This is a genomic window from Streptomyces sp. NPDC002701 (genome assembly GCF_042889045.1).
Classification (GTDB): domain Bacteria; phylum Actinomycetota; class Actinomycetes; order Streptomycetales; family Streptomycetaceae; genus Streptomyces.
Genome location: NZ_JBIAQL010000017.1, coordinates 114,532 through 132,483 on the forward strand (window position 1 = coordinate 114,532; position 17,952 = coordinate 132,483).

Sequence of the window (17,952 nt, forward strand, 5' to 3'; positions counted from 1 at the left end):
TCCTCCCCGTGCGCGGCACCCGAGTGCCCGCCCCCGGGCGATCCAGTCACCTCCTTTCGTCACCACGGCATCCCCCCACCAGAGCGGAACCACGAACACCATGGACGAGCCAAGGAACGAGAACACCGCGCTCATCGTCATCGACATGATCAGCACGTACGACCACGAGGACGCCGAACAACTGCTCCCGGCGGCCCGGAAGGCGCTGCCCGGGGTCGTCCGCCTTCTGGAGCGGGCCCGGGAGAAGGACGTCCCGGTGATCTACGTCAACGACAACTTCGGCGAGTGGCGCTCGCACCACGGGGAGATGCTGGAGACCGCGCTCGCGGGGCCGCACGCCGACCTCGTCGAACCGATACGCCCCGACGACAAGTCCCTGTTCGTCGTGAAGGCGCGCCACTCGATCTTCTTCGAGACGCCGTTGCACTACTTGCTGGACCAGTTGGGCGTCGGCCACGTCGTGCTGTGCGGCCAGCTCACGGAGCAGTGCGTGCTGTACTCCGCGCTCGACGCGCACATCCGGCACCTGCGCGTGACCGTTCCGTCCGACGCGGTCGCCCACATCCACGCCGACCTCGCGGACGCGGCGCTGCGGATGATGGAGCGGAACATGTCGGCGGAGATCCGCACGGCGGAGACGGCACGCCTCTGACACCGCGGGCCCGTTGCGACGGGAGGTCCTCAGTGGTGGCCGAGGCCGCCGCTGCCGAAGCCGCCGCTGCTGTTGCTGTTCCACTGGCGGCGCTTCTGGTTCCTGGCGCGGCGCGTGGACATGTTGCCCGGCGCCCGGAGCTCGTGCGGGGTCAGGACGGTGCCGTCGTGCGGCATCTCGTCGGGCTCGCGCATCTCCGAGACCTCGTGGACCGCGCCGGTCGCGGGCAGGCGGGGCTGGTCCTCGGGCCGCGGCGGGCCGGGCTCACGGCTGCGCACCCTCATGCCCCACCACACCGCGGTGACCAGCATGGCCGTGACCAGAAGTCCCACCACGAGGGGTCCCACGACGAAGGGCTCCGAACCGGCCACGACGTCGTGCGGGACCACTGCGTCCCTGCCGAAGTTCTCCATAGAAGGTGAGTACCCGCTCATAACGGCCCAAACAGGACGCGTCGGGATTCCGGCCGCGCCGCACAGCGGATCCGCCCCGGTGGTGTGCCGAGGGCGGCGGGGGGTACGGGGAAAGGATGCGAATGGGTGTGCTTGACGTCGGCTCGAACACGGTGCGGCTGGTCATCGCGGAGACGGACGGAGCCGTTCCCCTCCCGGTGCACACCGCCAAGCGTCGGCTGAGGTTGTCCGCCCATGTGGAACGCGGCGGTCATCTGCCGGCCGAGCAGGTGGACCTCCTGGTCGAGGCGGTCAAGGAGGCCCGGGACGAGGGGAAGCGCTGGGGGGTGGCGCAGCCGTTCGCGTTCGCCACCGCGATCGTGCGGGACGCCCCGAACCGCTCCGAGGTCCTCGGGCGGATCGCCGCGGAGGCCGGGGTACCGCTGCACGTGCTGCCCGGCGAGGTGGAGGCGGAACTGACCTTCCTGGCCGCCCGGCGCTGGATGGGCTGGCGCGCGGGGCCGCTGGCCCTGCTGGACATCGGCGGCGGCTCGCTTGAGGTCGCCTTCGGCCGGAGCCGGCTGCCCGACTTCGCCATCTCGCTGCCGTTGGGGGCCAACCGGCTGACGCGGGAGTTCTTCCGCTCCCAGGACCCGCCGTCGCCGCACCGGACCAGGCTGCTGCGCCGACATGTACGCCACCAACTGCGCGATGTCGCCGCCCGCATCCGCTGGGAGGCGCCCCGGACGGCCGTCGTCACCTCACGGGTGTTCCAGCAACTGGGCCGGCTGTGCGGGGCTGCCCCCGGCCGGTCCGGGCCCTTCACCCCCCGGAGCATGACCCGCGCCGACCTCGGGAGGGCGGTGCAGCAGCTGGCGGCGCTGCCGGCGGCGGAACGCGCGCTGCTTCCGGGGATCTCCCTCGCGCGTGCACCCCAGTCGCTGGCCGGGGCGATCGTCGCGCACACCACGATGAAGCTGATGGGCATCGACGAGGTGGCGGTCTGCCCCTGGGCGCTGCGTGAGGGAGTGCTGCTGCGCTGCATCGAGGACGGCAGCTCCGACTGGTGGGACGCGTACGGTCTGCACGCCGAGGAGGCGGCGGCCGAAGCCGGGGCGACGGCGCCGATGCTGCTCCGCCCGCTGCGCGAGGCCGAGTCGGGGCGGGTGCCCACCACCGCGTCCTCGGGGCAGCGCCCCGGCTGACGGCCCGGTCCTCAGACGGGTGAGACGCGCAACCGGCCCTCGAGCTGGACCAGCAGGTCGCCGAGCAGGGTCGCCAGCTCTCGCTGCCCGCTGCCGTCGAGTCCGGACAGGACCGCCGTCTCGTACGAGAGCTGCTCGGGGAGGATGCCGTCGACGAGGCCGCGTCCGGTGTCCGTGAGGCGGACGTGGGCGACGCGGCGGTCGCGGGTGTCGCCGCGGCGCTCGACGAGACCGCGCTCGGTGAGCTGCTTGAGCCGTTTGGTGACGGCCGCGCCGGAGGAGAAGGTCTCGCGGGCCAGCTCCCCGGGCGTCAGTTCGAGGCCGGTGCGGCGCAGGGCGCCGAGGAGGTCGAACTCGGGGCGGGTGAGTCCGGCGTGCCGCAGCGGTGCGTCCTCGGCCTGCTGGAGGAGCGCGGCACACCGGTTGATGCGCCCGATGACCTCCATGGGTCCGGTGTCGAGGTCGGGATGGACCGCCCGCCACTGCCGGACCACCCCGGCGACCGTGTCCCCCACACCCGGCCTACCGACCGCCCCGTCCTCACCCACCTCACCACGGGCGGTGTCGCCGTCGCGCACCCCGTCCCAGCTCGTGCCGTCGACGCGCGTGCCGCCCAGGCCCGCCACGCCCCCGGGAGCACCGCCGTTGCCGCGCACCCCGTCCTCGTCCGCCTCGCCTCCGGGGGCACCGCCCTCGCGCACCCCGTCACCGCGCGCCCCGTCCTCGCCCGCTTCGCCGCCGGAGGTGTCGCCCTCCCGCGCCCCGTCCCGGCTCGTGCCGTCGCCGCGCGTGCCGCCCTCGTCGGCCTCGCCGCCGGGGGCGCCGCCCTCAGGCACCCTGTTGCCGCGCACCCCGCCCTCGTCCGCCACGCCGCCGAGGGCACCGCCGTCGCCGCGCGGTCCGGCCTCGTCCGTCACGCCACCGGGGGCACCGCCCTCGCGCGCCCCGTCGCCCGGGGCGCCGGCTTTGCGCCCGTTCGCTGCCGTCATGCCTGTGCGTCCTCCAGAAGGTGCGGTCCCTGCCGTCGTACCGTCGCGGCGAGCGTACGGTGTCCGCTCTGCTCGGCCAGCATCACCCGTTCCTGCGGCAGGGCGCGCTGCCACCATTCGCCGGCCGCCGCGTCGGTCGTGGCACGCAGGTCGACGAGCGCGGCGGCCAGGCGACGGCGGGCGCGCTCCAGGGCGCCGGGGCCGGGGCGCTCGGCGGCGATCATCCCCGCCGCCTCCGCACGTGCGTGCTCCACGGCCTCGAGAGCGCTCTCGATGCGGTCCGCGGCCCGGCGGTTGGTGACCGCGGCCGCGGCCGCGAAGCCGACGACGGCGCCGACCAGCGTGTCCACGACCCGGTCCGCGATCAGCCCGCCGGGCTCCTGGAACCCGGTGAACTCGGTGATCAGGAGTGCCATCGGGGTCACGCAGACGCTGCCGAGCCAGTAGTTGCGGGTGATCAGGGCTTCCGCGCCGAAGTTGAAGACCAGACAGCACAGGACCAGGGCGGCGGGGCCGAGGTGCGCGAGCGGGGCGACGGCCGCGAACAGGAGGACGCCGACGAGGTTGCCCACGACGCGCTGGACGCCCCGGCTCCAGGTCAGCGAGAGGTTCGCCTGGTAGAGCGAGGTCGCGGTGACCAGGGCCCAGTAGGGCCGGCCGACACCGAGCGCCAGTGACACGTAACCGGCGAGGGCACAGCCGAGCGCGGTGCGCAGGGCGAGCGGGAGGAGAGGGCGCAGCCGGTCGGCCCACCGAGCCCGCACGGTGGTGGCCTGCTCGACCTCCACCCCGAACAGTTCCTCGGCGTCCCGGCCGGCCTCCACCCGGGGTACGGGATGCGTGCCGCGCAGCTCGTACGCCCAGGAGCGCAGCCGGGCGGCGTCCGTGTCGGCGGGGGCGGCGAGTGCGACCTCGGCCCGCACGAGGAGCCGTTCGAGGGCGCGGCGGGGCTCCTGCCGTGCGCCGGCGGCCAGGAGGGACTGCCAGGCGGCGTGCACGGCGGCGGCCGCGGCGGCCCTGGCCCGTTCGCCGCCGCCCGTGCCGCCCACCGCACCCCCGCCGGTGCCGGTGCCCGCGCCGGCGGCGGACGCCTCGACGTACGCGGCGGCCGCGTTCAGCGCACGGGACGTGGCCCGGCGCTCGGGGCCGTGCGGGCGCAGCAGTCCCGGCGCCATGCCCACGGTCCAGGCCCAGGCGCCCGCCGCGGCGGTGAGGGCGAGATGGCCCGGGACCTGGCCGAGTGTCTGCGGGGCGAAGAGGGAGGCGGAGCTGATGAAGGTGAAGATCACCGGTCCGGGCGGGCCGATGCGTGTCACGTCGGTCGCCGCCTTCTGCGCGGCGGCGAGCAGCGCGCCGACGGCGACCAGGACCACGGCGGAGGACGTGAGCGCCGCGGTGAGCAGCGCGATCGCGACCGAGGCCAGCATGCCGAGGACGACCCCGCCGAGCGCGCGGCCGCGTGCCGCGTACGGCAGGTTGTGGGCGTAGAGGGCGCAGAGCGACCCGGCCATGGTGGAGAGGGCGAGGTCCAGCCGGCCGAGCGCCAGCAGCGTCAGGTTCGGCACGCCGACCGCCACCACGACACTCAGTGCGGGCTTGAACCAGATGTCGGAGGGGCGATGCAGCCGCAGGACGCCCGCGAGGGGCAGTCGGGGGGCGCGGGCGTGGCGGGGTCGGGCACTCCTCATGAGCTCAAGATTAACAGGTGTTTTACTCGTAAAATATATGCGTCCGCGAAGCGACGGCTCGCGGCACGCTGCCGCACGCTCCCCCGCGTACACCCTTGCGCTCGCTTGCGCTCCGTCCGGCCGGGGCATCTTCCGACCGGACAGTCCGACACCGTCGATCGGGGAGGTGCGCGGTGCACGGACCGGGGTCGCCCGGCTGGCTGCTCGTCGCGCTGTGCGCGGCGACCGGGGCCTACTGCCTGCTGCGGATGCGCAGCGGGGTCGAGGAGCAGCGCCGCACCGCGGGCGGCGAGGCGCTGATGGGGTTCGGCATGGCCGCGATGGCGGTCCCCGCGGCGGTGCTCGCACCGCCCCGCTGGGCCTGGGCCGCCTATGCGGCCGTGTTCGGGGCGGCCGCGGTGCGTGCCCTGTGGGCGGCGCGCGGCAGCGCCGGCCATCTGCACCATCTGATGGGCGCTTTCGCCATGGTCTACATGGCCGCGGTGATGGCCGGCGGAGCCCACTCCGGGGTGCCGGTGCTCACCGGTGTGCTGCTCCTGTACTTCACGGCGTACGTGCTGTGGACCGGAACCCGCCTCGTTCCGGTCGCGGCCGCCGGACCCGCCGGCGGGATACGGGCGCCCGGCTGGGGCGACCGCCTGGAACTGGCACACGCCTGCAGACTCTCGATGGGCATAGCCATGCTGGCGATGCTCCTCACCGTCTGAGCCGGCCCACCGGCGCCCCGCCAGGGGCGCGGGCACGGGCGACAGGTTCGTGGTCTGCGTCACTTGCTCCGGCGGGACGTGGTCCGCGGCGCCGCCCCCTCATAGGCTGCCTCCATGATGGTCCCCGCAGCACTGTTGCTGCTCGGCGCCCTGGCCGCCGTCCTCGCTCCGCGGCTGCTCGCCCGGACCGACTGGCAGGACCGTGAACCGGTCGTCGCCCTGTGGGCGTGGCAGTGCGTGGTGGTGGCCGTACTGCTCTGCTGCGCGCTGTCGATGACTCTCAGCGCGGCCGCCGCCTGGCAGGCGGTGCGCGGCCACGTCTTCGCCCCCGCCCCGACCGGCGTGGTGGACGCCTACGCGCTGACCGGAGGCCCCTGGGCCGCGGCGACGGCGGTGGCCCTCGCACTCGGCGGGGTGTGGAGCGCGACCATGCTGGCCCGCGAGATCGTCCGGGCCAGGACCGGACGGCGCCGGCAGCGGAGCGAACTCGCGCTGCGCGCCCCGCTGTTGCCCGGCGAGGAGCCGAACAGCGAGCGGCTGGTCGTCCTGGAGGGCGAGCGTCCCGACGCCTGGTGGCTGCCGGGGGCCGTACCCCGGCTCGTCGTCACCACCGCCGCGTTGCGCCGCCTCAAGGGGCAGCAACTGGACGCCGTACTCGCCCATGAACAGGGGCACGCGCGCGCCCGGCACCACTGGCTGCTGTACTCCTCGGCGGCGCTGGCCACCGGTTTCCCCCAGGTCCCGGTGTTCGCGGCGTTCCGCGACGAGATGCACCGACTGGTCGAACTCGCCGCCGACGACATGGCCTCGCGCCGGTTCGGCCGGCTGACGACCGCCCTGGCCCTGGTGGAACTCAACGAGGACAGCGGGGTGTTCGGCCCCTGCCCGACCCCTCGGTCCCATGTCCCGCAACGGGTCCAGCGCCTTCTCACTCCCCCGGACCGCCTCCCGCCCGCCCGTCGGCTGAGGCTCACCGCGGCCGCGGCGCTGGTACCCGTGATTCCCGTCCTGGTGGCCTTCGGGCCCGGCCTGCGGGCACTGGGGTGAACGGAAACCACCCACGAGGCGAACCCCGGGTTCGCCTCCGGGCCCCCCGGTCGGCGAGGATCGGTCCATGCACTCTCCCGTCGACTCGCCGCCCCACGCGACAGGCCCCGGGATCGCCCTGCGCGTTGCCGCCGCCCTCGTCCTGCCCACCGCGCTGCTGATCGTCCTGGTCGCGCTCTCCTGGGACCCGCTCATGGCCCTCGACGGCGACATCGCCCGCACCACCCACCGCTGGGCGGTGGACGACCCGGACCTGACCCAGGCGTTCCGCATCCTCACCGACTGGGTGTGGGACCCCTGGACGATGCGCGCCCTCGTCACGGTCGCCGTGCTCTGGCTGGTGCTGCACCACGGCGCGTGGTGGCTCGCCCTCTGGCTGGCGACCACCTGCCTCCTCGGCACGCTCCTCCAGCAGGGGCTCAAGGCGGCGATCGGCCGCGAACGCCCCGTCTGGTCCGACCCCGTGGACTCCGCCCACTTCGCGGCCTTCCCCTCCGGGCACGCCATGACGGCCACGGTGGTGTGCGGCCTGCTGCTGTGGCTCCTCCACCTGTACGGCGCCGGGCGCGTCCTGTGGCGTACCGCGCTGGCCGTGTCGGTGGTGTCCGTCGTCGGCGTGGGTCTCACCCGCGTCTGGCTGGGCGTGCACTGGTCGTCGGACGTGCTCGGCGGGTGGCTCCTGGGCGCGTTGGCGGTGGCCCTCGCGATCGCCTCGTACAGCCGGTTCAGGGGCGCGGGCGAGCTGCGCTGACGCCACGGGCCCGCCCTCGGCGAGACGATGCCACCGCGGGGTACCGCGGTTGCGCACCGGGCACCCGCCGTACTCCACTAGGGTGATCGAACAGTCGACCTGCCCCCTGATTCATCGGCGCGATGGAGTTGCCATGCCGACCGACCCACAGCGGTCCTCACAGATCACCACCGACCGGGCGCATCCCGCGCGAGTCTATGACTGGCTGCTGGGCGGCAAGGACAACTACCCGGTCGACGAGGCGGTGGGAGAGCAACTGCCGCCCGAGGCGAGGGACGCGGCCCGGCAGAACCGCCAGTTCATGCACCGGGCGGCCGCCTGGCTCGCCACGCAGGGCGTCGACCAGTTCCTGGACATCGGGACGGGGATCCCCACCGAGCCCAACCTCCACCAGATCGTCCAGGGCATCGTGCCGACGGCGAAGGTCGTCTACACCGACAACGACCCGATCGTGCTCCGGCACGCCGAGGCGCTGCTGATCAGCCGTGCCGAGGGCGTCACCGACTACATCGAGGCCGACGTACGGCAGCCCGAGACGATCGTCGAACACGCCCGGCGCACCCTGGACTTCACCCGCCCGATCGCGCTGTCACTGATCGCGCTGATGCATTTCATCCCCGACGAGCAGGACGCCCACGCGATCGTCCGCGCGCTGGTCGCCACACTGCCGCCGGGCAGTTTCCTGGTGCTGTCGCACGCCGCGTCCGACCTGTACCCGGAACTCGCCGAGCAGGTCACCGCGGAGTACGCCAAGGGCGGCATCCAGCTCGGCTTCCGCACCCGCGCGGAGGTGTCGCGTTTCTTCGACGGCCTCGAACTCGTTCCGCCGGGTCTGGTGACGGCGACGGAGTGGGACACGTCGGGCGAGGTGCGCACGGCCGAGGGCAGCGGCATCTATGTGGGAGTGGCCCGCACTTCGTGAGCGCGGTCCCCGGGGCGCCGGGGCCGCTCTTCCTCATCGGCATGGGCTGTCACGTCTGACTCAGGGGTCCCAGGGGCAGGTCATACGGGATCGAGCCCCGCGGTCCCGGCTGCTCTTCCTGCGCGCCGGGACCGCACCACGCCGAAGGGACCCCCATGCACCCTTTCCGCACACCCTCGCTGCGGCGCGCCGCGGTAGCCCTGGCCCTGACACTCGTGGCGTCCGGGTCGGCGGTCTCCGCCACCACGGCGTCCACCTCGGGCGGCCGCTCCGCGGCGGGTACGGCCGAGCACGCCTGGTTCACGTCCTGGGCCCAGTCCCAGCAGGACCTCGCCCCGACTCCCCTGCGTGACCAGTCCGTTCGCATGATCACCCGTCTCAGTCAGGGCGGCGGGGCACTGCGGATCCGGATCCAGAACACCTTCGGGCAGACCCCGCTCACCGTCGACGCCGCCACCGTCGGCCGGAGCGGCCGGGACGACGCGGGCAGCGGCGCCGGACCCGCGGTCAGCGGCGCCGTCCGTACCGTCACCTTCGACGGCCGGCGCGAGGTCGTCGTCCCGCCGGGCGGCGAGGTGTGGAGCGACGCCGCGGCGCTGCGGACCCGGGCCCAGGACGACGTCGCCGTGTCCCTCTCCGTGTCCGGCACGGTCACGCCGGGCCGGCACAGCAACGCCTTCCGCACCAACTACCTCACACCGCCCGGCTCGGGCGACCACACGGCCGACACGAGCGGCTCCGCCTACACGCAGACGGTCGACTCCACGTACCTGGTCAGCGCCGTCGACGTGCGCAACCCGGCCGTCAAGGGCACGATCGTCGCGTTCGGGAGCTCGGTGGTCGACGGGACCGGCAGCACGGACTGCGGAGCCGGTTGCACACCGGACGGAACCGACCATCGGTGGACGGACGGGGTCGCCCGGCGTATCGCGGCCGAACTCCCCCGCACCCGCCAACTCGCGGTCGCCAACGCGGGGATCGCCGGCACGACGAGCTCCGCCGCCTGCCCGCGCACCCCCGCCGGTGTCCGGGGCCTCGACGCGGCGACCCGGCTGGACCGCGATGTGCTCGGCCTGCACGGAGTGACCGGAGTTCTGTACTACTACGGCACGAACGACCTCGCCAACGGCTGCGACGCCGCACAGATACTGGACAGTTACCGGGAGGTGTTCCAGCGCCTGCGCGCGGCCGGCGTCAAGGTCTATGTCACGCCCATCACCTCACGCCCCGGCTACACCGACCGGAACAACCTCGACCGCCACGCCGTCGGCACCCATGTCAAGAAGCGGAACTCCTGCGACGGGACCTGCGACGGCGTGACGGACTTCGATCAGGTGCTCAAGGACCCGTTGAAGCCCAACAGCATCAACCCCGCCTACGACACCGGCGACGGGATCCACGCCAACCTCGCCGGTCAGCGGGCACTCGCCGACTTCGTCCCGCTGCCGATGCTCCTCTCCTCGACGACAGCGCGCTGACAGCGAAGTTGCACGGACACGGGCGCATCGGCGACCGTGAACGGCGGTACCGGCACCGGGTTGTTCGCGAACTTTTCTTCTCGCGACCAATCCGTGTGCCACCGTGGCAACGGATCCCTTGCGCAGGATGACGACGCGCAGGGAACGCACGATCTCGGTGAGAGGCAGTCGCATGACAGGCAAGGCGGGCGAGGAAGGGCACATACGCCCGGAGCGGGACACGGACGTCAGCGGGACGAGCGGGGACGGGGAACCGTCGGCGACGGACGAGGCGGCGGGCGGTGCGCCGATATTCGTCGATCCCAGCGGCCGGCGGGCCCACCGGATGCGCCGGGTGGGCTGGCTGGTGGCGGCGGCGTGCGTCTGCTCGGCCGCGACCCTGGGCGTCGTGGTCGCCGACGGCAACTCGACCGCCCCCTGGCTGAACATCCCCGGTGTGCTGGGGAGCGACGACCAGGCCCGGAGCACCGAGGTGGCCCCGCGGCCGGAGCCGAAGGCGTCCGGTGCACCGGACGCGGACGGCCCCTCGGCCACCGCCACGGGTCCACGGGCCGGGACCACGACGGGCACGGAGGCGATGAACGGCGCCCGGCCCCACGGGAACGGCACGGCCGCCCCGTCCGGCGAGCCGTCCTCGGCGGCCCCGTCCTCCCGCGCGGGCGAGACCGCGTCGGCACCCGCCGGTGGCACGGAGGCGGCCGCGGGGCAGCCGAGCGGGGCGACGTCCCCCGAGCCGGCCCAGGAGCCGTCGACGACACCGGGTTCAGCCGGTCCCGCGCCCGCGGAGACCGCGCCCGCACCCTCCCCGAGCGCGTCGCAAACCGGTCTCGTCGACGGGCTGGTGGACGCCGTCTCCGGCCTGTTCGGCAGGTGACGGACACCCGTATGACCGCCGTGCTGTCCGACTTCTCCGGCACCCCCCCGATAGCCCTGGGGCCGGGCGGGGTCGCGCCGCACGGTGTCCTTCCCGTCCGCCCGGGACGATCCCCCGCGTCGCCCCGGACGGACGGCAGCCCGGCAGGGATCCCCGCAGGGACCGGTCCGGACGCGCTGAGTATAGTTGGCTGGCAGCCAGTCAACGCAGGAGTACATAGGATGTCCCCTCGCAGCGCATCGGTCAATGAAGAGTTGCGGCGGCGGTCCCGCGAGAGGCTTCTGCAGGCGGCGATTGAGCTCGTCAGCGAGCGGGGGTACGACGCCACGACGCTGGGCGACATCGCGGACCGCGCGGGCTCGGCCCGGGGCCTCGTCTCGTACTACTTCCCGGGCAAGCGTCTGCTCGTCCAGTCCGCGGTGCACCGGCTGATGCACCGCACGCTGGAGGAGGCGCTGGAGCGCGAACCGCGTACCGAGGACGGCCGGGAGCGGATGGCGCGGGCCATCGACGCGGTCCTGGGTCTCGCCCGGGACCACCCGGTGCTGATGCGCCAGCACATGGCGGGCATCCTGCAGGGCGAGGGATTCAAGCAGTGTCCGGAGCAGCGGCGGCTGGCCGAGCTGCTCAGCGACACCGTGGCCCGCTACGGCTCGCCCGACGCGGCCGTCGACTACCCCATGCTGCGGGCGCTGTTGATGGGCTCCGTGTACGCGGCCCTGGTGCCCGGGGTGCCGATGCCGGTACCGGTGCTGCGGGCCGAGCTGTTCCGGCGGTACGGACTCGAGTGGGAGCGGGGTGCCCCGCCGGACGCCGAAGCGTCCGGCGGGGCGTACCCCGAGGACCTCTCACGGTTCTTCACTCCCGGCGGCCGCGAGCCGGAGCAGCGTCACGGCCACGGGGGTGAGCGGAACCAGGAGACGGACGCGGCCGGTCAGTCGAAGTAGTCCGGCTGCGTCTGGACGTTGAGCTCGCTCTGCCGGTTCCACTTCGCCGGGTCCGTACGACGGTCGTCGATCTTCAGGACGTCGAAGCCCTTGGCGATGTCGTTCGAGTAGATGTAGCCGTTGTAGTAGTACGCGGACCACGAACCGCCGGTGGCCAGCGTGGTGGTGCTCAGCGGGCCGCGCTCGAAGTACGCGATCTCCTTCGGCTTCGAGGAGTTCGTGAAGTCCCAGACGGAGACGCCGCCCTGGTACCACGCCTGGACCATGATGTCCTTGCCCTTGACCGGGATCAGCGAGCCGTTGTGGGCGACGCAGTTCTCGGTGTCGGCCTGGTGGCGCGGGATCTTGAAGTAGCTCCGGAAGACGAGCTTGCGCTTGTCGCCCTTGCCGACGATGTCGTAGATGCCGTCGGCGCCGCGGTTCGGACCCACGGTCTCGTTGCAGGTGGCCGCGCCGCCGCCGCCCAGCTCGTCGGTGAAGACGACCTTGTTCGCCTTCTGGTTGAAGCTCGCCGAGTGCCAGAACGCGAAGTTCACGTTGTCCTGGACCTGGTCGATGATCTTCGGGTTCTCCGGGTCCTTGATGGAGAACAGGATGCCGTCGCCCATGCAGGCGCCCGCAGCGAGGTCCTCGGAGGGCAGCACGGTGATGTCGTGGCAGCCGGTGGTCTTGGAGACACCCGGGTTGGTGGGCCCGCCCGGGTTGCCGCCGCCGTCCGCGCCCTCACCGGGGAACAGGACGGGGAAGTTGACGATCGCCGCCTTCTGCGGGGCCTTGCGCGGCACCTTGATGATGCTGATGCCGTCGTGCGGCGGCTGGCAGTCGGGGAACGTGGCGCTCGGCGAGTACGACGAGACGTACACGTAGACGTTCTTGCGCTCCGGCACCAGCGTGTGGGTGTGGGAGCCGCAGGCGGTCTCCACGGCGGCGACGTACTTCGGGTTCCGCTTGTCGCTGATGTCGAAGATCTTCATGCCCTCCCAGGAGGACTTCTCCGTCGCGGGCTGCGTGGTGCTGCTGCAGGAGTTGTCGCTGCGCGAGGAGTCCGTGGACAGGAAGAGCAGGTCACCGGAGACGGTGATGTCGTTCTGCGAACCGGGGCACAGCACCTGGGAGACCGTCTTCGGGGCCTTCGGGTTGCTGATGTCGAAGATGCGGAAGCCGTCGTAGTTGCCGGCGAACGCGTACCTGCCCTGGAAGGCGAGGTCCGAGTTGGTGCCGGGCAGCGCGTCCTTGGGGATGTTCGCGAGGTGCTGGATGTTGGCCGAGTGGACGACCTCGTCCTGGCCGGGTATCTCGCCCTTGGCGATCGCCGCCCTGGCCTCGGCCGCCTCGCTCTTGGAGACCTTTTCCGAAGTCGCCGGGGCGTCCCCGGGGTCGGGGGTCGCGACCGCGGGACCCGCCGTGAGCAGTGCGGCCAGCAGGCCCGCCGCGGTGGCGGCAACGCCCAGACGTCTGCGCCGCGTTCGGAGATTGTTCAACAGGGTCACTGCGTCCTCCCTTGTCGCCGTTCGCAGTCGAACGGTTCAGGTACCTCCGCAGTATCGTCTTCAGCATGCACAGATCAACAGGCGGCAACGCATTCGTAATGAATGTTTTTGATCAACGGCACGCCGAAGCGTGCTAGGACGGTCATCAACACCCACAAGGTGTCCGCACTCATCAGGTGTCTGCCGATTCAGGTGCCACAGGAGGTCACTGTGCTCGCTCGCCGTACGCCCCGCCGTCTGATCACGGCCTCCGTGACGGCCGCCGTCCTCGCGCTCGGCGGCTGCACGGGCTCGGACGACGACACCAAGTCCGCGCCGGCCACCGGCCCTTCGGTGATCGCGCCGGGCAAACCGGGCGAGGCCGCGGAGACGCTCTCGGCCGCGGAGGCCGCGGAGCAGCGCTCCGACGACGACACCCCCAACTCGGCGGACCTCGACTACGCGCGGATGATGATCGAGCACCACACCCAGGCCATCGAGATGACCGGGCTCGTGCCGAAGCGGGCTTCGTCGCCGCGGATCAAACGGCTCGCCGAGCGGATCTCGGCCTCGCAGGGGCCGGAGATCGAGACGATGGAGGCATGGCTCAAGAAGAACGGCGGGGCCGGGAAGAGCAAAGGTCACCATCACGACGTGATGCCGGGCATGGCGACCGAGGCCCAGCTGAAGACGCTGCGCGCGTCGAAGGGCAAGGCGTTCGACGAGCTGTTCCTGAAACTGATGATCACCCATCACAACGGGGCGATCACCATGGCCACGGACGTCCTCGCACAGGGCAACAACATCCAGATCGGCGAAATGGCCGACGACGTGATCGCCCAGCAGACAACAGAGATCACCCGCATGCGAGAAATGTGAAAACCCCCAAGCCCCGTCAGGGGCGCGGGGAACTGCGCGCTCAGCCCAGACGCACCCGCACTGATAGCAGACAGCAGGCCAACCAGGAAACCCCGCACAGCCGCCCGCTGGGCACCTGTCAGCGGCGCACGTGCCGAGGCGTCAACAACCCCGCATCCCGCGCCCCCGCAATCAGCCTGAGCGCGCGACGCCGCCCGTGCCCCGTCACGGACATCACCGCGAGCACCGGATCCCGCCCCACCTGCTGAGCCGCCACATACTCCGCGGCGACGAGGCGACGGCTCGCGACGCCGCGCGGCAGGGCGGGGCGCGCGTGCCGCTTGCCGGGGCTGCCCCAGCCGTCCGGGCCGCCCGGACGGCTCCCGGCCGACCCCGCGCACGCCTCCAGGAGCGGGCCCTCGATCCAGTCCGGGAGCACCGCGAGGTCGTCGAGCGAGAGCGCGGGCCGGGCGCGTACGTCCTCGATGAAGACGCATCCCTCGCACACCGCCACGAGCAGGTCGACACCGGCACCGTCGTCGAAGCCCAGCCGGACGTCGCACCACGTGGTCAGGGTGTCGCCCTCCCGCACTTCCCAGGCGCGCCGCACGGACACCGCACCATCCGACTCATCACGATCAGAAAGGTTCAGAAAGGATGCTTCCAGCACAGATGCAACGTAACCGCATGATCACATTCGTATAGAAAAGGCACGCACGAGGCGCGCACGCGGCACACCGTCGGCGGAGTGCCGCGTCCTGGCCCCTCCCCCGCCGCGCGGTGCGGTGCGATGCTGGAAGCACCAGCGAGCTCCTCGTTCTCCGCGGGGAAGGGGTTGTGCCGTGCTGCAGGTCGCCGTCGTCGGATCGGGGCCCAGTGGGGTGTACGCCGCCCAGGGTCTTGTCCAGCAGGAGCGGGTTCCCGGAGTCAGGGTGGACGTCCTGGACCGGCTGCCGTGCCCGTACGGCCTGGTGCGCTACGGCGTGGCGCCCGACCACGAGAAGATCAAGTCACTGCAGAGCACCCTGCGTACGGTCCTGGAGCACGAGCGGGTGCGGTTCCTCGGCGGTGTCCGGGTCGGCCCGGACGGGCTGCCGGCCGCCCGGCTGAAGGAGCTGTACCACGCGGTCGTGTACTGCGTGGGCGCCGCCACCGACCGGCATCTGGGCATTCCCGGGGAGGAACTGCCGGGCAGTTGGTCGGCGACCGATTTCGTGTCCTGGTACAGCGCCCATCCGGACGTCGTGCCGGACGGTTTCGTGGCCGGCGCGCGGGCCGCGGTCGTCATCGGCGTCGGGAACGTGGCGGTGGACGTCACCCGGATGCTGGCCCGCGGCGCCGCGGAGCTGAGTGCGACCGACATGCCCCAGGCGGCACTGGACGCCCTGTCCGGCAGCCAGGTGCGGGAGATCCAGATGGTGGGGCGGCGCGGTCCCTCGCAGGCCCGTTTCACCACCAAGGAGCTGCGGGAGCTGGGCGGCCTCCCCGACACCGGGATCGTCGTGGACCCGGCGGAGCTGGCGCTCGATCCGGCATACCTGGATCCGTCCGGGCTGCCCGCCGCACAGCGGCGCAATGTCGAGGTGATGCGCGGGTGGGCCGGGCATCCGCCGGCCGCCGGTTCCCGGCGGATCAGGCTCCGCTTCTTCCTGCGGCCGGTCGAACTGCTCCCCGACAGGGGCGGTCGCGTGGGTGCGGTCCGCTTCGAACGCACGCTCCCGGACAGCTCGGGCGGCGTGACGGGCACGGGGGTCCACGAAGACATCGAGGCGCAGTTGGTCCTGCGCTCGGTCGGCTACCGGGGAGTGCCCCTGGAGGGTCTGCCGTTCGACGCGGACCGTGGCACCGTCCCGCACCTGGCGGGCCGCGTCCTGCGGGACGGCTCGGTCGCGCCCGGTGAGTACGTGGCCGGGTGGATCAAGCGCGGCCCGACGGGCGTCATCGGCACCAACCGTCCCTGCGCGAAGGAAACGGTGACGTCACTCCTGGCGGACGCCCCGGCGCTCGTACGGCGCGAGGTCCCGCCGGACCCGCTGGCCGCCCTGCGCTCCGAGGGCCTGCGTCCGGTGGACTGGGCGGGCTGGCAGTCGATCGAACGAGCGGAGGCGGAACTGGGCGCCTCCCTCGGCAGAGGAGTGGTAAAACTCCCCGACTGGCAGTCACTCCTGCGAGCGGCCAGGGAACGGGGCACCCCTTAGAGGCACGGGGCACCCTTCAGGGGGCGCGGGGAACTGCGCGACCGACCACGACGAACCCGCACGTCACCCCACACCCCCGCCCCCTCCCGCCGAAGGCGACCCGCGGCTAGCGGCTACCGAGCCGCGCAGCCTGCCGCACAGCCGCCGCGAGCACGCTGTCCAGCAGGCCGGGGAACAGCCCGTCGAGATCGTCCCGCCGCAGCCCGTTCATCTTGGCCGTCCCCCGGTAGATCTGCCGGATCACCCCGGACTCACGCAGCACCCGGAAGTGATGCGTGGTCGTGGACTTGGTGACCGGCAGGTCGAAGTGCGAGCAGGACAGCTCGCCACCGTCGGCGGCGAGTTCCCGCACGACCTGCAGCCGCAGCGGGTCGGAGAGCGCGTGCAGCACGGCTTCCAGCCGGATCTCCCCGCGCTCGGGATGCGGCAGATCGCGGCTGCTGCCGGTCGGGGCGGCGATCGTCACGGCGGCTCCAGTCCGGTCGGGTCCCGGGGGTCTCCCCGGAGAGCCTCATTGTACGAGACCTCTCGTAGTTTGACATCCTCCGTACTACGATGCTTATCGTACGAGTCGTCAACCGGCCCCGCCCCACGATTGGAGTCCGCCGTGAGCGCGCTCTTCGAGCCCTACACCCTGCGCGAGCTGACCGTCCCGAACCGGGTCTGGATGCCGCCGATGTGCCAGTACTCGGCCGCGCCGGAGGGTCCTGCGGTGGGCGCTCCCGGCGACTGGCACCTCGCTCACTACGGCGCGCGCGCCGCGGGCGGTACGGGCCTGATCATCGTCGAGGCCACCGCGGTCAGCCCCGAGGGCCGGATCTCGCCGTACGACCTGGGCATCTGGAACGACACCCAGGTCGAGGCGTTCCGGCGGATCACGCGCTTCCTGGTGTCCCAGGGCACGGTGCCGGCGATCCAACTCGCGCACGCCGGCCGCAAGGCGTCCACGGACCGCACCTGGAAGGGCGGCGCGCCGGTCGGCCCCGAGGACCACGGCTGGCAGCCGCTCGGCCCGAGCGCGCTGGCCTTCGACGAGAAGCACCCGGTGCCGACCGAGCTGACGGTGGACGGGATCCGCGAGGTCGTCGGCCAGTTCGCCGACGCCGCCCGGCGGGCCCTGGACGCCGGTTTCGAGATCGCCGAGATCCACGGCGCGCACGGCTACCTGATCGGCGAGTTCCTCTCGCCGCACTCCAACCGGCGCACGGACGCGTACGGCGGCTCGTACGAGAACCGGGTGCGCTTCGCCCTCGAGGTCGTCGACGCCGTGCGCGAGGTGTGGCCGGACGACAAGCCGCTGTTCTTCCGCGTCTCGGCCACCGACTGGCTGGAGGAGAACGGCTGGACCGTGGACGACACGGTGCGTCTCGCCGCCGAGCTGACCGCCCACGGCGTCGACCTGGTCGACGTGTCCACGGGCGGCAACGCGGCCGGCGTACGCATCCCCGTCGGCCCCGGCTACCAGGTCCCCTTCGCGGCGCGTGTCAGGAACGAGACGTCCATGCCGGTCGCCGCCGTCGGTCTCATCACCGACGTCGGACAGGCCGAGAAGATCCTCGCCAACGGCGAGGCGGACGCGGTGCTGCTCGGCCGGGAACTGCTGCGCAACCCCTCGTGGGCGCAGCACGCGGCCCGCGAACTCGGCGCCGAGGTGCACGTACCGGACCAGTACCACCGCTCGGTCTGACGGGACGACCCGCCGGACTCGGCCCCGGACTCGGACCTGCCGGAGCCGGGCCGCCTCGGCGGGTCCGGCTCCGGCGGGTCCATCTCGG

At 72.5% G+C, this 17,952-nt stretch carries 18 protein-coding genes; 12 read left to right on the forward strand and 6 right to left on the reverse strand.

Going from position 1 to position 17,952, the window contains the following annotated elements:
- Positions 1-100 precede the first annotated feature (100 nt).
- Positions 101-652 carry an isochorismatase family cysteine hydrolase gene (locus ACFYXC_RS32135; RefSeq protein WP_389555585.1) on the forward strand — a complete coding sequence of 184 codons (552 nt, stop codon included), beginning with the start codon at positions 101-103 and terminating at the stop codon, positions 650-652.
- 29 nt (positions 653-681) lie between these two features.
- Here ACFYXC_RS32135 and ACFYXC_RS32140 read toward each other — a convergent pair whose 3' ends face one another.
- Entirely contained in the window at positions 682-1,065 is a 384-nt protein-coding gene (locus ACFYXC_RS32140; RefSeq protein WP_388910104.1) for a DUF6479 family protein, read from the reverse strand.
- A 116-nt stretch (positions 1,066-1,181) separates the two neighbouring features.
- On the opposite strand from ACFYXC_RS32140, the gene ACFYXC_RS32145 reads away from it, so the two are divergent.
- Positions 1,182-2,249, forward strand: coding sequence for a Ppx/GppA family phosphatase (locus tag ACFYXC_RS32145; RefSeq protein ID WP_389555587.1), 1,068 nt, complete (start codon positions 1,182-1,184; stop codon positions 2,247-2,249).
- Between the two features lie 11 nt (positions 2,250-2,260).
- Here ACFYXC_RS32145 and ACFYXC_RS32150 read toward each other — a convergent pair whose 3' ends face one another.
- Both ACFYXC_RS32150 and ACFYXC_RS32155 read right to left on the reverse strand, forming a co-directional pair.
- Positions 2,261-2,797: a MarR family winged helix-turn-helix transcriptional regulator gene (locus tag ACFYXC_RS32150; RefSeq protein ID WP_389555652.1), complete on the reverse strand. Its 537-nt coding sequence runs from the start codon at positions 2,795-2,797 to the stop codon at positions 2,261-2,263.
- 437 nt (positions 2,798-3,234) lie between these two features.
- Entirely contained in the window at positions 3,235-4,926 is a 1,692-nt protein-coding gene (locus ACFYXC_RS32155; RefSeq protein ID WP_389555589.1) for an FUSC family protein, read from the reverse strand.
- A 173-nt stretch (positions 4,927-5,099) separates the two neighbouring features.
- On the opposite strand from ACFYXC_RS32155, the gene ACFYXC_RS32160 reads away from it, so the two are divergent.
- The 7 genes from ACFYXC_RS32160 (at position 5,100) to ACFYXC_RS32190 (ending at position 11,652) form a co-directional block, all read left to right on the forward strand.
- Entirely contained in the window at positions 5,100-5,633 is a 534-nt protein-coding gene (locus ACFYXC_RS32160; RefSeq protein WP_389555590.1) for a DUF5134 domain-containing protein, read from the forward strand.
- Between the two features lie 114 nt (positions 5,634-5,747).
- Positions 5,748-6,680 carry a M56 family metallopeptidase gene (locus ACFYXC_RS32165; protein WP_389555592.1) on the forward strand — a complete coding sequence of 311 codons (933 nt, stop codon included), beginning with the start codon at positions 5,748-5,750 and terminating at the stop codon, positions 6,678-6,680.
- Positions 6,681-6,747: 67 nt separating this feature from the next.
- Positions 6,748-7,431, forward strand: a complete 684-nt coding sequence (locus ACFYXC_RS32170; protein ID WP_389555594.1) for a phosphatase PAP2 family protein — start codon at positions 6,748-6,750, stop codon at positions 7,429-7,431.
- 133 nt (positions 7,432-7,564) lie between these two features.
- Positions 7,565-8,353 carry an SAM-dependent methyltransferase gene (locus tag ACFYXC_RS32175; protein ID WP_388910086.1) on the forward strand — a complete coding sequence of 263 codons (789 nt, stop codon included), beginning with the start codon at positions 7,565-7,567 and terminating at the stop codon, positions 8,351-8,353.
- Between the two features lie 155 nt (positions 8,354-8,508).
- A complete protein-coding gene (locus ACFYXC_RS32180) occupies positions 8,509-9,831 on the forward strand; it encodes a GDSL-type esterase/lipase family protein (RefSeq protein WP_389555596.1) in 1,323 nt (440 codons plus the stop codon).
- Positions 9,832-10,003: 172 nt separating this feature from the next.
- Positions 10,004-10,705 (forward strand): hypothetical protein, encoded by a 702-nt coding sequence (locus ACFYXC_RS32185; protein ID WP_389555598.1) that lies wholly within the window; start codon positions 10,004-10,006, stop codon positions 10,703-10,705.
- A 221-nt stretch (positions 10,706-10,926) separates the two neighbouring features.
- Positions 10,927-11,652 carry a TetR/AcrR family transcriptional regulator gene (locus tag ACFYXC_RS32190; RefSeq protein ID WP_389555600.1) on the forward strand — a complete coding sequence of 242 codons (726 nt, stop codon included), beginning with the start codon at positions 10,927-10,929 and terminating at the stop codon, positions 11,650-11,652.
- Here ACFYXC_RS32190 and ACFYXC_RS32195 read toward each other — a convergent pair.
- On the reverse strand, positions 11,640-13,142 hold the full coding sequence (locus ACFYXC_RS32195; RefSeq protein WP_388910074.1) for an LVIVD repeat-containing protein: 1,503 nt from the start codon (positions 13,140-13,142) through the stop codon (positions 11,640-11,642). The genes ACFYXC_RS32190 and ACFYXC_RS32195 overlap by 13 nt on opposite strands.
- A 210-nt stretch (positions 13,143-13,352) precedes the next feature.
- Between ACFYXC_RS32195 and ACFYXC_RS32200 the strand changes: the two genes are divergently transcribed.
- Entirely contained in the window at positions 13,353-14,000 is a 648-nt protein-coding gene (locus ACFYXC_RS32200; protein ID WP_388910071.1) for a DUF305 domain-containing protein, read from the forward strand.
- Positions 14,001-14,118: 118 nt separating this feature from the next.
- Here the strand turns inward: ACFYXC_RS32200 and ACFYXC_RS32205 are convergent, their stop codons facing one another.
- Entirely contained in the window at positions 14,119-14,595 is a 477-nt protein-coding gene (locus ACFYXC_RS32205) for a DUF6214 family protein (RefSeq protein ID WP_388910068.1), read from the reverse strand.
- 226 nt (positions 14,596-14,821) lie between these two features.
- Between ACFYXC_RS32205 and ACFYXC_RS32210 the strand changes: the two genes are divergently transcribed.
- Complete coding sequence (locus ACFYXC_RS32210) at positions 14,822-16,177, forward strand: FAD-dependent oxidoreductase (RefSeq protein ID WP_389555602.1); 1,356 nt, start codon at positions 14,822-14,824, stop codon at positions 16,175-16,177.
- 106 nt (positions 16,178-16,283) lie between these two features.
- Here ACFYXC_RS32210 and ACFYXC_RS32215 read toward each other — a convergent pair whose 3' ends face one another.
- Entirely contained in the window at positions 16,284-16,643 is a 360-nt protein-coding gene (locus ACFYXC_RS32215; RefSeq protein WP_389555603.1) for an ArsR/SmtB family transcription factor, read from the reverse strand.
- A gap of 141 nt (positions 16,644-16,784) precedes the next feature.
- Between ACFYXC_RS32215 and ACFYXC_RS32220 the strand changes: the two genes are divergently transcribed.
- Positions 16,785-17,864 carry an NADH:flavin oxidoreductase/NADH oxidase gene (locus ACFYXC_RS32220; RefSeq protein ID WP_388910059.1) on the forward strand — a complete coding sequence of 360 codons (1,080 nt, stop codon included), beginning with the start codon at positions 16,785-16,787 and terminating at the stop codon, positions 17,862-17,864.
- The last annotated feature ends 88 nt before the right edge of the window (positions 17,865-17,952 follow it).

What these genes read in the sequence shown, in the direction of transcription:
- ACFYXC_RS32135 (WP_389555585.1), top strand. Translation starts at nt 101, where the DNA reads ATGGACGAGCCAAGGAACGAGAACACCGCGCTCATCGTCATCGACATG.
- ACFYXC_RS32140 (WP_388910104.1), bottom strand. Translation starts at nt 1,065, where the DNA reads ATGGAGAACTTCGGCAGGGACGCAGTGGTCCCGCACGACGTCGTGGCC.
- ACFYXC_RS32145 (WP_389555587.1), top strand. Translation starts at nt 1,182, where the DNA reads ATGCGAATGGGTGTGCTTGACGTCGGCTCGAACACGGTGCGGCTGGTC.
- ACFYXC_RS32155 (WP_389555589.1), bottom strand. Translation starts at nt 4,926, where the DNA reads ATGAGGAGTGCCCGACCCCGCCACGCCCGCGCCCCCCGACTGCCCCTC.
- ACFYXC_RS32165 (WP_389555592.1), top strand. Translation starts at nt 5,748, where the DNA reads ATGATGGTCCCCGCAGCACTGTTGCTGCTCGGCGCCCTGGCCGCCGTC.
- ACFYXC_RS32170 (WP_389555594.1), top strand. Translation starts at nt 6,748, where the DNA reads ATGCACTCTCCCGTCGACTCGCCGCCCCACGCGACAGGCCCCGGGATC.
- ACFYXC_RS32175 (WP_388910086.1), top strand. Translation starts at nt 7,565, where the DNA reads ATGCCGACCGACCCACAGCGGTCCTCACAGATCACCACCGACCGGGCG.
- ACFYXC_RS32180 (WP_389555596.1), top strand. Translation starts at nt 8,509, where the DNA reads ATGCACCCTTTCCGCACACCCTCGCTGCGGCGCGCCGCGGTAGCCCTG.
- ACFYXC_RS32185 (WP_389555598.1), top strand. Translation starts at nt 10,004, where the DNA reads ATGACAGGCAAGGCGGGCGAGGAAGGGCACATACGCCCGGAGCGGGAC.
- ACFYXC_RS32190 (WP_389555600.1), top strand. Translation starts at nt 10,927, where the DNA reads ATGTCCCCTCGCAGCGCATCGGTCAATGAAGAGTTGCGGCGGCGGTCC.